A 14,048-nucleotide genomic window follows, 5' to 3' on the forward strand; every position below is an offset into this window, starting at 1 on the left:
TTGATCGATAAAATTGATCCCAAGTTTGCAAACGAGCTGATCCTAAAGCCTTTAGAGCACCCCCATATAAATTCAGCCACGTCAGCAAACGATAAATCCTACTCAATTAAGAAGTGATTAAAATGAAGACTTGTTTTACTAAAACTGTTTTGTCCGGATTGATTCTTACCGCTGTCAATGTCCATGCATCTGAAAGCCAAGCTGACCATAGCCCTACTCAACCTCCAAAATCCGACGCAGAAGTCAGCTTCGACTTTTACGGCGAATTAGGCGTTGGTGGCCATGTCGCGTTAGAAGGCGAAAATAAAGGCCGCTACGCAGACGGCACTTACATCGAGGGTGGCCTCGCGGTCCAATACGGTAACTGGTTCGGCCTTGCGTACATGGAAGGTTGGACGGTTCAAGCCGATGATGATGGCAATGCTTGGGCGACAGGCCATGGTTGGGGAGGCTTCGAGGGCGGCTTCAACCGTTTCTATGCTGGCTACCGCACCAATGGCAACACCGAGTTTATGATTGGCCGTATGGACTCTTCTCTGGATGACGTTCAATGGTGGGGCGATGCTACGGTCGAATATGGCTACGTGATCTCCAATACAAGGGACGTGTTCTTGGGCGCTAAGATCCAAAACCTTGAAGGTAAATTCCGCTACAGCATTTCAGCCGCTCCTGAGTCGGATTTCTCTGAAGATGATTCTTGGGTCAACTTTGGTAAATACGACCGCTTCGCTGATCAATGGATCGATAAGAACGCCATGGTTAACGGTTACATCCAATACGACATTGCTGAGCACTTAACGCTTATGGGCGGTGCCGAAGTTCGTAACAACGACGGTGGTGAACTGTTCCTCATTGGTGCGGAATACAAAAACGTTGCCGCGCGTGTATGGCACGACACCGATAAGGGCAACCAAGTTTCAGACGGCAGCGAATCAGGCTTTATGACCAGTGCGTGGTATGAAGCCGCACCGGGTGTCTATCTATCAGCGGCCTACAACTACGCTAACTTTGAATCAGACACCGCTGAAGATGAAATCACTTCTTACATCAATGCCGGCGTGTGGTGGGAATACGCCAGCGGCACATGGGCAACCGCATTTGATAGTCGCTTTGCTGTCGGGGATGACAACGTGACGGGCGATGCTCAAGTTTTCGCAATGCAATATTTCTACTGGTAAACCGAGGAACCAAACATGACTTTACGTAAAACCCTAATTGCTTTAGCCGTTGGTTCAGCGGTGACACTCTCTGGCTGTAATACCGTCACAACTTCTGAAGCACCGTTACAAGCGAGCGAGTTTAAGAATGTAATTGACCGTACAGGCTCTCCAGAATACATGCGCGATTACGACTTTGATGACCACCAGCGTTTTAATCCATTTTTCGATATGGGCGCATGGCACGGACACTTATTGCCTGACAATGCAGAAGGTATGGGTGGCTTTCCTGGCACGGCGCTCCTGACCGAAGAATACATCAACTTTATGGCCAATAATTTTGATCGCTTAAGCGTGTACAAAGATGGCAAAAAAGTCGCCTTCGAAATGGAAGCGTACAGCTTGCCGGGCGCATTGGTGCAAAAGCTAACCTCTGATGATGTCACTGTGGAGATGACTCTGCGCTTTGCTTCTGATCGCACGTCTCTGTTAGAAACCAGCATCACCACAGACGCCCCAGTTGAACTCGTATGGGATGGCCAATTGCTTGAGAAGTACCACGCGAAGGAAGGCAAATCCCAATCAGATAAAACCATTGATGAGCAGTACCCAAATTACAAGCGCACGATCGTCGCGACGGATGACGGTTTAAAAGTGACATTTGGCAAAGTGCGTTCAACGTGGGATCTGCTGACCTCTGGCGAGTCTGAATACCAAATCCATAAGTCCATCGACATGGACACTCAAGTGAATGGTCATCAGTTTACTTCTACGGCGGAAATCGACGGTTCAACCACGATTTACACCACCTACTCTCATGTCTTAACCGCAAAAGAAAACCAAGCTGAACAAGCGAAGATTCAAGACATTTTGGCAAATCCAGAAGCTTACCTTTCGGCTTCTGAGCAGCGTTGGGAAGACTATCTAGCCAAAGGTTTAACCAACCCACACGCCACACCAGAGCAAGAACGCGTGGCGGTGAAATCGATGGAAACCTTGAACGGTAACTGGCGCGGTGTCGCAGGCGCGATGAAGTTTGATTCGGTAACCCCATCCGTGACCGCTCGTTGGTTCTCAGGTAACCAAACTTGGCCTTGGGACACATGGAAGCAAGCTTATGCGATGGCGCACTTCAACCCAGATGTCGCGAAAGACAACATTCGTGCGATGTTCGCTTATCAAATTCAAGCAGACGATCCTGTTCGCCCTTGGGATGAGGGTTATGTGCCGGATCTATTGGCTTACAACTTAAGCCCTGAACGTGGCGGCGACGGAGGCAACTGGAACGAACGTAATACCAAACCAAGCCTTGCTGCGTGGGCGGTAATGGAGGTGTACAAAACCACCGGCGATAAGGCATGGATCGAAGAAATGTATCCGAAGCTTGTGGCGTACCACAACTGGTGGTTGCGTAACCGCGATAACAACGGCAACGGCGTTCCTGAATACGGCGCTGCGGTAGACAAAGCGCACAACACGCCAGAAGGTGAAATGTACTTTACGGTGGTTCGCGGCGAAGAGCATGAAACGGTGGTGGGTAAGAAAGCGCTGGCGAAAGTGATGGCAGAGGGTAATTACGATTACATCGAAAGCCCAGCACAAACCGCCGCTTCTTGGGAATCTGGCCGTGATGACGCAGCGGTATTTGGCTTCATCGATAAAGAACAGCTGGATACTTACGTTGCCAAAGGCGGTAAGCGCAGCGATTGGGATGTGGAATTTGCGCAGAACCGCGCTGAAGACGGCACCTTACTGGGTTACTCGCTGCTACAAGAATCCGTCGACCAAGCGAGCTACATGTACAGCGATAACCAATATCTGGCTGAAATGGCGGACATGTTAGGCAAAGAAGACGAAGCAAAAGACTTCCGAGCGAAGGCTAAACATCTAGCGAACTACATCAACACTTGTATGTTCGATGAGTCAACGGGCTTCTTCTACGACATTCGCATCGAAGATAAACCACTCGCAAATGGCTGTGCAGGCAAACCGATTGTCGAGCGCGGTATGGGACCTGAAGGTTGGTCGCCACTGTTTAATGGTGCGGCGACTCAAGCCCATGCCGATTCCGTCGTAAAAGTGATGAAAGACAGCAATGAGTTCAACACGTATGTGCCACTGGGTACGGCTGCACTCTCCAACCCTGCCTTCGGCCCTGACATTTATTGGCGTGGGCGCGTATGGGTCGATCAGTTCTACTTCGGCTTGAAAGGCATGGACAGATATGGCTATCGTGACGACGCCATTGAAATGGCAACGGCCTTCTTCCAGCATGCGGACGGCCTAGTGCAAGATGGCCCGATTCGTGAGAACTACAACCCACTGACGGGCGATCAACAAGGCGCACCAAACTTCTCATGGAGCGCGGCGCACCTATACATGCTGTACAACGACTTCTTCACTGAGTAGAAATCAGTCGTCAATTACAGGGAGCCTTCGTTGCTCCCTGTAATCAATTCTGCCACCAGCTGACGCAGCCAAATCCCTTTATCCTCGTTGTTACGGCTGGTATGCCACAACATGGCGATATCAAAATCCGCTACCGCAATCGGCGGCTGGACGCTCACCAAATCGTCCGAGAACCCTTCCGCTTGCGCCATTTTCTCCGGCACAATCGCAACCAACTCACGCTGTTTAAGCAAGTTTCGAATTGTCAGGAAGTTACGTGAAGCAACGGTGACTTTTCGGCTCAAGCCATGCTCAGCAAGCTTTTTGTCTACTTGTGTACTCAAGCTACCATCAGGGCTCACGAGGGCTTGTTCAATATTGGCAAAAACGTGAATCGACAATTGTGTTTCGCCTTTCAACACTCGCTTATCACACAGACATACGTGCTTTTCTGTGTAGAGGTACTGGCTCTCAAAGTTATCGTCGAGCACTGGCATACTGCCGATGATGACATCTAGCTTATCGTGCTCCGTGATCGCCACATAATTGCTGCGGTTGACGTTAATAAAACTGATTTGGGCTTCTGGCGCACGCTTACGGATTTCATCATAAAGCAGTGGGGCGAAGATAAACTCGGCGTAGTCGGTTAACCCTATGCGGCACACGCCGGCGTAGTTTTCTGGTTGGAAAGCGGACTTCGTCAGTAAGTCTTTGGCAATCGAGTCCAATAAATGATGCACCGTCGGCGCAATATGATGCGCGTGCTCGGTTGGGTCCATCTTATGACCTTTACGCTCAAACAATGGGTCATCAAACAACACGCGCAAACGCGACAAGCTGTGGCTCATAGCAGACTGACTGACAAAGCTTTTCTCGGCCGCCAAACTCACACTGCGATAGCGATATAGGTAAGAAAAGGTCACCAACAGATTTAAGTCGATATTGCGCCACTGGATGTCATCTTTCACAGAACAAACCTCATCCCATTTCATTCATAGATGAAATTAAAACTATTAATTTGAGTCATCTTAGTACATTTCTTACAGTAGATGCAGTTTTATTGGAGATTTAACAGGCTCAACATGTTTACCATTTTTAAAACCTTTTTTTGGCTTGGTTGGATCAGTTTCGGTGGCCCTGCGGCGCACATCGGTTACTTCCGCCAAACGTTCGTTGAAAAGCTCAAATGGATTGATGACAGCGAATACGCACAGATCGTGGCTTTGAGCCAATTCTTGCCGGGCCCTGGTTCTAGCCAAGTTGGCTTTGCTCTGGGTTACAAACGCGGAGGCTTAGGCGGCGCATGCATGGCGTTTCTTGGCTTCACGCTGCCTTCCGTGATCATCATGTTGGCGCTTGCGATGGTAAGCAGCCAGATCACCGATACGGCGCTGTTCCAAAACATTGTTCACGGCTTGAAGTTGCTTGCGGTCGTTGTGGTGGCGGATGCGACTTGGGGAATGTACAAAAACTTCTGTCAAAGCAAACTAACTGCCGGCTTGTGTGTGGCAACCGCGATTGCGTTATTGGTTGCACCGAGTATCGCAACTCAAATGCTGGTGCTTGTAGTAGCGGGCTTGATTGGCACTCAATATCTTAAGAAAGAATCCGCAGCGCCTGCCGAACCTTTTAAACCAACCGTTGCACCATTGGCACTGTTCGCAGTACTTCTAGTTGGTTTGCCGTTTGTGGCTCATACCCTGCCGATGCTTGGGCTATTTAGCGACTTCTTCCAAGCGGGTAGCTTAGTGTTCGGTGGCGGTCACGTGGTACTTCCGCTATTGCAAAACATCGTTGGCGATCAACTCAGCCAAGACGCGTTCCTAACGGGCTACGCCGCAGCGCAAGCAGTACCGGGACCGATGTTTACCTTCGCAACTTACATTGGTTACGAGCTGTCTGATGCACCTATCCTAGGCGCGCTAGTTGCAACATTAGGGGTGTTCTTACCGGGCTTCTTATTGCTGCTTGGCGTGCTAAAGAACTGGCAAGCGCTGGCTGGTAAACCTGCAGTATCAGGTGCAATCAACGGCGTAAACGCATCGGTCGTTGGTTTGCTATTAGCAGCACTTTACCAACCGGTATTCAGCAGCGCTGTCGTTGCCCCAATTGATATCGCTCTTGTGATAGCTGGCTTCTACCTACATAAGAAACTTAACTTGTCGGTGCTTTGGATGATTGTGTTCTTTGTCGCGGCAGGTATTGTGACTGGCATGATGTAAGTTATTTCGCTTACGCCTCGTTATCCAACAGCAAACAAGTCATCCAACCAGAAACAACGGGCACTTCAACACGAGTGCCCGTTTTCTCAACTACGCTTATATAAGGTGGGGAAAATCAGGGTGATGGATCATCGATGGCGCAAGATAATAATTACGAATTGCCACTTAACTGGCAGCAAAAAGTGTCGCTTTGGTTTGGTGAGTTAAAGGTACACCTACTCAAAGACAAGGTTCTTTATTTATACTGTGCAGTCACGACTGTTGTTATCTATTCGCTTTCCCTCTACTTTCAATCCCCCATTCGCTATTCACTGACGACCTATTTAGAAACGATTGGCACCGCGTGCTACATCACCTTTTTAATGTGGTGTACCTATTATTACTTCTACCTCATAGTTCAAAAAGAGAAGTCTCCCACTAAACAGTTTCTTCGAAAGCTGGCACAGATTTTTTTTCCGCTAAATCGCACGATTGCAGTCGCGACGTTGGTCTTGATGTTGACCCTGGTGTTTTCAAACCACACCTTTTTGAAATCGCTGATCCCTATTCTGCACCCATTTAGTTTCGATGAAGCCTTTATCAATCTCGACCGCGTATTGCATTTTGGCGTCGACCCTTGGGTTATCACCCACTCTCTATTTCCCGGAGCTTGGTCCTCATTTGTGTTGAACATGGCTTACAACGCTTGGTTTTTCCTGATGTGGGGGATGCTGATTTTCTTCCTGATATACAAAAAATGCCCCCAACTTAGGCAGCAGTTTCTGCTTTCCTTCGTCCTATCTTGGATGGTGATTGGATTCTTTTTTGCCACCTTACTTTCTTCGGTTGGACCTTGTTATGTCGAGCCTTTATCAGAGAACAATTACTTCTCTCCTCTCATGGAGACATTAAGAGCACAAAACCAATACTTGCTAGACATAGAAATTGGGCAACTGTGGGCGCTCGCGACACAAGAACACCTGTGGCATGACTATATTGAGCAAGCCAATAGCATTGGTTCCGGAATTTCTGCGATGCCAAGTATGCACGTATCCATCGCTGTACTAATCGCACTGAGCATTTACCGTCTGAACAAAATCGCCGGTTACGTTGCATACTTTTTTGCGCTAATCATTCAAATCGGTTCGGTTCATTTAGCATGGCATTACGCGATTGATGGGTATTTCGCGACCGTCTTAACCATACTGATCTGGAAAGGCGTCGGTTACCTTATTCACCGCTACCCTTCAGCGTTTCCTTGAGAGACCACCAAGTAAGAAATCGAGAAATTAGATACAAATAAAGCCACTCACCCGAGGTGCGGCCTATGACACAAGAAAGTAATTACAAACCTCAAAGAGAAGCCCTCGATAAAGTCTATCAGTGGTGTGTATTACTCAAAATTGAGATCATAAAAGACCGATTTCTCTATCTGTATTGCTTACTCACAACCTCGGCTATTTATGCCCTAACGCTGTACTATTCGTTTCCGTTTCAGTATTCCGTTAACACCTATTTCCACACTCTATACCTTGCGACGTATTCTGCTTTTCTTATTTGGTGTACTTATTACTACCTGTATTTACTTTATAAGAAAGAAAAGCGACCAACGAAGCGCTTTCTATTGAAGTTGAAGTCGATACTTCTTCCTCTCCACCAAACTGTTGCTGTCATCCTATTGTTCCTCACGCTTGGCGTGGTTTTCGCAAACTACACCTTCCTTAAGTTCATCATTCCTGTCATCAACCCCTATGAGTTCGACCATGCGCTAGCAGAACTGGATAGAGTGCTGCACCTTGGTTTGGATCCATGGTTAATTACTCACTATGTCTTTTCATCACCTTGGGCTTCACTGCTGCTCAATACCGCCTACAACTTGTGGTTCTTTATCATGTGGGGCGTGTTGTTTTTCTTTCTCATATACAAGCGTCAACCTGTCTTAAGGTTCCAGTTTTTAATTACGTTCTTACTGACCTGGATGCTGTTAGGAAGTGTCACCGCGACCCTCTTTTCTTCGGTTGGGCCGTGCTACCTAGAGTTGTTAACCGGAGATCAGCAATTTGCCCCTCTTATGGATACACTCAACGCACAAAGCCAATATTTAGAAGGCTACGGAGGGCTATCATTATGGGCATTGAATACGCAAAACTACTTGTGGCAAGCCTATGAGAATCAACAGAATGGTCTAGGTGCTGGGATTTCAGCGCTACCAAGTATGCATGTCTCTATCGCGATTTTGGTTGCTTTAAGCCTTTACCGATTAAATAAAACCGCCGGCTATCTTGCGTACGCATTTGCCGCGCTCATTCAAATCGGCTCAGTACATCTTGCATGGCATTACGCTGTGGATGGTTATGTTTCGATTATATTGACCGTCTTATTGTGGAAACTCGTGGGTAGGTTTATTGCCCGTTTTCCTCAGTGGTTCAATTAAGATCGCGATGTAAAAAAGCCACTCTTATCAACAAGAGTGGCTTTCATTATTATGACCGTAGTAGAGAGATGTTTATTGAAGAAAAGCAGTTGAGGTGTCTTTCTGCTCTCTCACCATAGACAGTGCACGCTCTAGGTTCTTATTAGCAAGTTCATAGTAAGCCGGATTTTTATCGATAGCCTGTTGCAAGTAAGGAATGGCCTCATCTGGTTTTCCTTGCAAGATCAGGAAGTAACCCACGTTGTTTAATGCTTCTGGTTCCGTCATATGACGAGTAAAAATATTGAGAGCTTGGCGAGGTTGATCTTTTGCAAGCGCAATCAAACCTAAGTTGTTAATCGCTCTTTCATTGCTAGGCTGCAAACCCAATGCGGCTTGAGTGAAGTGCGTTGCCTTCGAGTATTGTTTTTCCATGTAGTAGGAATAACCCAGACTCACTAGTGCATTCACGTTTCTCGACTCTATATCTAGCGCTTTTCTGAAAAGTGTTTGTGCAAGTTCGTGATCACCTCGAATATCGTACAGCACGCCTAAACCGGAATACGCAGCGACAGGCGAGTTCTCATCGTAGCGATAAGTCGCAATGTTTTCTTTAGAGACATTATCTTTCGTGATGTTGGGATCTCCTCCGAGGCGAGTTTGATCGGCATTCAGTGCACGTAAGTAGTAACTGCGCCCAGCCTCTCTGTCTCCACGTTTGGTGTAGAGCGTACCTAGCTCTTCTAGTGAACCGATGTTATCTGGATTCTCTGCCAATGATGCTCTAAACGATTTATCTGCCAACTCTTGGTTGTCGCGAGCAAGGTGGATTCGGCCAACGGTGTAGAGTGTTTTATCTTTATGCTTCGCGTTTGGAAAAGAAAGGGAGCGGATGTATTCATATAACGCCAAGTCGGCATTCTTATTACTCAAAGCGATATCGCCTCGAGAAATCGCTTCTTCCTCTGTTTTTGGTGGTTCATCATTGGTGAGGGACTCTACGGGTTTACCCGAGTAAAGTTCCGAATTGAAGTCCGACGACGTATCTGTTGTTGAACATGCGGTAAGCAACAACAACGAAATTATGGCAAATCTCTTAATCCACATAACAAATCCCTTTTCTGCTTTTATTTAAATGCTTCAGCCAGTGAAATCAGCGCTGGACCAATTGCCACAATAAAAAAGCATGGCCAAATAAACAGCACCATTGGAAACATCATTTTCACTGGGATTTTTGCAGCCATCTCTTCCGCTGCTTGTTGGCGCTTATCCCTGTAATCTTCCGTGTATTCGCGTAGGGAGTTGACTAAGCTCCCCCCAATTTTTGATGCATGGCTTAGCATACTCACTAGCCCCATCAATTCGTCTAAACCTGTGCGATAAACCAGTTCTCGAAGCGCTTCTGGCATGGGTTTACCAGCCTGAATTTTGTTACACACTGTATCCACTTCGTCAGCCAATTCAGGATGAGATATCACAAGCTCATCGGCAACGCGACGCAATGCCGCATTAAAACCAAGACCAGACTCCGTACAAACCACCAGCAAATCCAGCATATCTGGAACCCCGGCACGAATCGCTCTTTGACGCTTATCAATCATGCGGCGAAGAATGAAGTCAGGGAGCACTAGGCCAACAAACACAGCTAATGCCATAAAAGTATAGAGGTATTTCGATTCAGGAATCGTCAAATAAACCAAGGTAGCAACCATAACCCCGATGATGGTTGTCACGGACTTAATGGCATAAAACATCGATAGCGAGTTACTTTGATGAAAACCCGCATGCATTAATTTATTGCGTGTTGTTTGGCGCTCTTTTTCGCTGGTTGGCGAAGTGAGTGGAGCAAGAGACTCTAGTGTGTCTGCGACTTTACTATTGGCAGAGACCTTTTCCCTTTTATCACCAGACAACTCCGCGAGCTTGCGTTTAACTGGTGAATTCACCCCTAAAGCAATAGAGCCGATGGTCATTACCACAAGAATCGTCGTAATGAGGATCAGAGCAAACAACAACGTCTCTTGATTAATTGCAAGACCGGCCAACCATGCTTGGATGCTTTCTGTATTCATAGTTACACCTCAATGTTGACGATCTTGCGAATCCAAATAGTGCCAACAAACAAGGACACCATCCCTCCCACAATCATCTTGACGCCCATTGGTGTGGTATGGAGCAGTTCAATGTATTCGGGACGAACCAATGAAATGATGACGTAGAGTCCAAATGGCGCGAGCACGAGCACCCACGCAGACATACGAGACTCAGCAGAAATCGTTTTGATTTTTCGTGCTAATTTGAAGCGAGCTCGTAAGATTTGGGAAAGCTTTTCAATGTTCTCAACTAAGTTACCACCCGTTTCTTTTTGCAACAGAACGGCACTTGAGAACGCGAGCATAGACACCGTAGGTGTACGCTCTGACATTTGCATGATGGCGAGTCTTAAATCATAGCCATAGTTAAGCATGTTGAAGGTGTTGAGAAACTCTGGCCCTAATGGTGCACTCATTTCGTTCCCTACCTCACCAAATGCTTGAGTGATGGGCTGACCAGCTTGGAGAACACGCTTAATGATGTCGAGCGCTTCAGGTAATTGCTCCTCAAACTTCATCAAACGATCGGCAATCATTTTTTGTAAATAGAAATAGATAGCGACCCAGCAGGCAACCGTCACCCCGACGCACATGTACCATTCTTGACCAAAGATAAAGATCACTAACCCAACCGCAACCCCAGCAAGAAAAGATAAGAACAGAAATCGGGTAAACCCCATTGAGATGCCAGCCAGCTCAAGCTTTTTCTTCAATCCATCAAAGAGGCTGAAATTCACCAACCATCGCTCTAGGGGAGAAAGGTGCTTGAGTGAATTCTCTCTAAGAAGAGAAATGCTCTCTTGGTCTATGTGTTTGTGGCTATCTTGAATCCTCTGTATCAGTTGCTTGTGTTTTACTTTTTTACCAGCAGAAGGAAGAATTAACGCTTGGCTAATAAAGAATACCGACAAAAACAACAGCACAAGGAAAAGTGGGAATTGGCTTTCCATAGCACACTCTCCTAACGGGCTTTTTCGTTAAAGATTTCAAATGGTACGTCTAAGCCTCGTTTAACAAGATGGTCATGACAACTAGGCACAATGCCTGTGGCTTCATAGTCACCAATAACATTGCCCTCTTTGTCTACCCCTCGTCGACGGAAGGTGAAGATCTCAGACATGGTGATCACCTCCCCTTCCATGCCATTAATTTCCTGCAAACTGACCATACGGCGCTTACCATCTTCCTGACGTTCCATTTGAACAACGATGTTTATCGCGGAAGCAATCTGCGCTCTTAAATTTTTTGTCGACACGTTCCAACCTGCCATGGAGAACATGTTTTCAATTCGGCTCAACGCATCTCGCGGTGTATTCGCGTGAATCGTGGCAAGAGAACCATCATGACCTGTGTTCATTGCAGACAGCATGTCCACGGCCTCAGATCCACGCACCTCACCAATCACAATTCGGTCGGGACGCATACGTAATGAGTTCTTCACCAGATCTCGCTGAGAGATCTCCCCCTTGCCTTCGATGTTCGATGGTCGTGTTTCTAGTCGGATGATGTGTGGTTGTTGTAATTGAAGCTCCGCAGAGTCCTCAATGGTGACGATACGTTGGTCACTTGGAATAAAACCAGAAAGAATATTGAGTGTGGTGGTTTTACCTGAACCCGTACCACCAGAGATAAGGATGTTCATTTCCCCGACAACCGCGGCATTCAGAAACTTACCCATTTCTGGTGACAGGGAGTTAAGCTCTAGTAGGTTGTCCATATTGAGTCGTTCGACAGCAAAACGACGAATCGACACCGATGGCCCATCAATGGCTAGAGGTGGAATAATCGCATTAAAGCGCGAGCCGTCTTTCAAACGCGCATCTACCATAGGTGATGCTTCATCGATACGACGCCCAACTTGGCTAACAATGCGGTCAATAATGTTGCGCAGATGGCGCTCATCTAAAAAGGTGTGTGGCGTTTTTTCCAATTTACCAAAACGCTCTACGTAGATGTTCTTAGGTCCGTTTACGAGAATATCGGAGATGGTAGGATCATCCAGAAGAGGTTCTAAAGGACCAAGGCCAAACACTTCATCTTCAATCTGATGGATGACGCGATTACGCGCTTCTGAGCTCAAAGGGTGCGTCTGATCTTCAGCAATCAGTTGAACTACCGCCTCTCGTAACTCTTCTTTTGCTCTGTCTTCTTGTAAGTGGGACAACAGCCCGAGATCGAGCGTATCAAGCAATTTTTTGTGGTAGTAATGCTTGATTGAGAGATCTTGTTCCAGCTGTTTTTTCTGTTCTTCAATCGCTTTCAGTTTAGCTTCAACCGGAGATAAGGTCGCTTTTTCAGAGTGAGTCTCAACGTGTTCTGTACGACTTAACTCATCCACTTTTGATTCTTGGTCTTTTGCCTCATCGGTATTGTGAAACGCACTTCCGACGCTTTTTCTTTTGAAAAACATGACTCCCCCTTATTAAGAAAAAAATTTCTTAATCCAACTTTGATTTTCCTTGGTTGGGCTTTCCAATAAATGTGAGATTTCAGCCAAAGAAGCTTTTATCGCACTATTTTTCTTAGATTGAACAATTGGGTTACCTAAATTTGCACTCTCGATTGCAATAGCAAAATTATTTGGAACTAAATGAATAGAGTGCCCACCAACAGCGCTTTCAATATCTTTTAATGAAATGGTCGATTTTTTCTCAAAGCGATTCACAATAAGTTCGACCTGATGATTATTTAAACCATAGTCCAGTTCTAAGGTTCTCACGTAATTTACTGCGTGTTTTACTGACGTGACGTTCTGCTGCATGACCAAAAATATATGGGTAGCTGGCGAAACAACTTTTTGGAATACATGTTCAATCCCATGGGACATATCTACAATAATATGTGAATAAAACTGTCGAAGAATAGGTAATAACTTGCTGACTTCATTCGCATAGTTGTAATTACCTTGTAAGTTTCCTTGATCAAAACACAAGTAATTAAGTCCAGATGGATGCTTGTAAACAAGCCCCTCTAACGACAATTCATCGAGGTCATTAACCGAGTCGATAACATCATTGATGTTGTATTTTGGCTTACAGTTTAAATAGTCTGCCGCATCACTAAATTGCATGTCCAAATCGATGAGCAACACATTGCTCTTGGCATAACTAGACAACTCAATCGCAGTATTAAGCGCCAGTGTCGTTGCGCCTGAGCCGCCTTTTGTGTTGATAAACAAGGTCAGGTCACCCATCTTCTTGTTATAGACTTTTTCTTCTGCCGTTGATTTGAGTAGCGGATACAGCTCGCCTAAGTCCGCCGAACGTGAAAAGTGGTCCGTTGCTCCAAGGCGTAATGCCATCTTGAGGGACGCTGTATCAGCTTCATCACCAAAGACGATCAATGCGGTATGGTTGTGCTGCAAATTACTGTCACTGGAGTACACATGTGCGACTTTTTGCGCCCAGTTATCCCCTGTTTCAATATAAATAAGATCTGGAATTTGTTTATTTCTCACCAAATCGACGTTAAATAAGTCAAGTTCTATCCATTCAACATTGACATTGACACATTGAGACAGCTCATTGGTTAAATGTAGCTTAAAATTTGACGTAGAATATACGACCCAAACAATCAAGTTTGTTTTAAGGTTTTTATAGTTTTCATTATTCATTTTCACTGGTTTCAGCATACTGCTACTCCATCAGCAATTTTCTATATCGTCCGTTCCTGCACCTTCCGGTCTTAACACCCCTAAACTTTCGGCTGGTAATATGGTTTCAAACGCAGGTGTTGTCCCTACTGCATTAATTAAAGCAGCCAAAACAAAAAACTGGAAAGTGTAATTTACGGCTCG

General features: G+C 46.1%; 11 protein-coding genes and 1 pseudogene. 5 read left to right on the forward strand and 7 right to left on the reverse strand.

Features of this window, described 5'->3' with window-relative positions; translation table 11 throughout:
- The first annotated feature begins 122 nt into the window (after positions 1-122).
- Both ygjJ and ygjK read left to right on the forward strand, forming a co-directional pair.
- Positions 123-1,178: a protein YgjJ gene (gene ygjJ, locus VCHENC03_RS04260; protein WP_009707489.1), complete on the forward strand. Its 1,056-nt coding sequence runs from the start codon at positions 123-125 to the stop codon at positions 1,176-1,178.
- 15 nt (positions 1,179-1,193) lie between these two features.
- The gene (gene ygjK, locus VCHENC03_RS04255) at positions 1,194-3,566 is read left to right on the forward strand and encodes an alpha-glucosidase (protein WP_009707490.1); all 2,373 of its coding nucleotides are present in this window, start codon (positions 1,194-1,196) and stop codon (positions 3,564-3,566) included.
- 14 nt (positions 3,567-3,580) lie between these two features.
- Here ygjK and VCHENC03_RS04250 read toward each other — a convergent pair whose 3' ends face one another.
- Entirely contained in the window at positions 3,581-4,513 is a 933-nt protein-coding gene (locus tag VCHENC03_RS04250; protein WP_009707491.1) for a LysR family transcriptional regulator, read from the reverse strand.
- A 114-nt stretch (positions 4,514-4,627) separates the two neighbouring features.
- Between VCHENC03_RS04250 and chrA the strand changes: the two genes are divergently transcribed.
- The 3 genes from chrA (at position 4,628) to VCHENC03_RS04235 (ending at position 8,180) form a co-directional block, all read left to right on the forward strand.
- Entirely contained in the window at positions 4,628-5,767 is a 1,140-nt protein-coding gene (chrA, locus tag VCHENC03_RS04245) for a chromate efflux transporter (RefSeq protein ID WP_009707492.1), read from the forward strand.
- Between the two features lie 134 nt (positions 5,768-5,901).
- Positions 5,902-7,008, forward strand: coding sequence for a phosphatase PAP2 family protein (locus tag VCHENC03_RS04240; protein WP_009707493.1), 1,107 nt, complete (start codon positions 5,902-5,904; stop codon positions 7,006-7,008).
- Between the two features lie 65 nt (positions 7,009-7,073).
- Positions 7,074-8,180 carry a phosphatase PAP2 family protein gene (locus VCHENC03_RS04235; RefSeq protein ID WP_009707494.1) on the forward strand — a complete coding sequence of 369 codons (1,107 nt, stop codon included), beginning with the start codon at positions 7,074-7,076 and terminating at the stop codon, positions 8,178-8,180.
- Between the two features lie 72 nt (positions 8,181-8,252).
- Here VCHENC03_RS04235 and VCHENC03_RS04230 read toward each other — a convergent pair whose 3' ends face one another.
- The 6 genes and pseudogenes from VCHENC03_RS04230 to VCHENC03_RS28060 all read right to left on the reverse strand — a co-directional run.
- The gene (locus VCHENC03_RS04230) at positions 8,253-9,266 is read right to left on the reverse strand and encodes a tetratricopeptide repeat protein (protein ID WP_005436549.1); all 1,014 of its coding nucleotides are present in this window, start codon (positions 9,264-9,266) and stop codon (positions 8,253-8,255) included.
- 20 nt (positions 9,267-9,286) lie between these two features.
- On the reverse strand, positions 9,287-10,231 hold the full coding sequence (locus VCHENC03_RS04225) for a type II secretion system F family protein (RefSeq protein WP_009707495.1): 945 nt from the start codon (positions 10,229-10,231) through the stop codon (positions 9,287-9,289).
- A 2-nt stretch (positions 10,232-10,233) separates the two neighbouring features.
- On the reverse strand, positions 10,234-11,202 hold the full coding sequence (locus VCHENC03_RS04220) for a type II secretion system F family protein (RefSeq protein WP_009707496.1): 969 nt from the start codon (positions 11,200-11,202) through the stop codon (positions 10,234-10,236).
- A gap of 11 nt (positions 11,203-11,213) precedes the next feature.
- Positions 11,214-12,662, reverse strand: coding sequence for a CpaF family protein (locus VCHENC03_RS04215; RefSeq protein WP_009707497.1), 1,449 nt, complete (start codon positions 12,660-12,662; stop codon positions 11,214-11,216).
- A gap of 12 nt (positions 12,663-12,674) precedes the next feature.
- Complete coding sequence (locus VCHENC03_RS04210) at positions 12,675-13,883, reverse strand: AAA family ATPase (RefSeq protein WP_009707498.1); 1,209 nt, start codon at positions 13,881-13,883, stop codon at positions 12,675-12,677.
- Between the two features lie 12 nt (positions 13,884-13,895).
- A pseudogene (locus tag VCHENC03_RS28060) lies at positions 13,896-14,048 on the reverse strand (TadE/TadG family type IV pilus assembly protein); the annotation flags it as partial.

The organism is Vibrio sp. HENC-03 (assembly GCF_000305755.2).
GTDB lineage: Bacteria > Pseudomonadota > Gammaproteobacteria > Enterobacterales > Vibrionaceae > Vibrio > Vibrio owensii.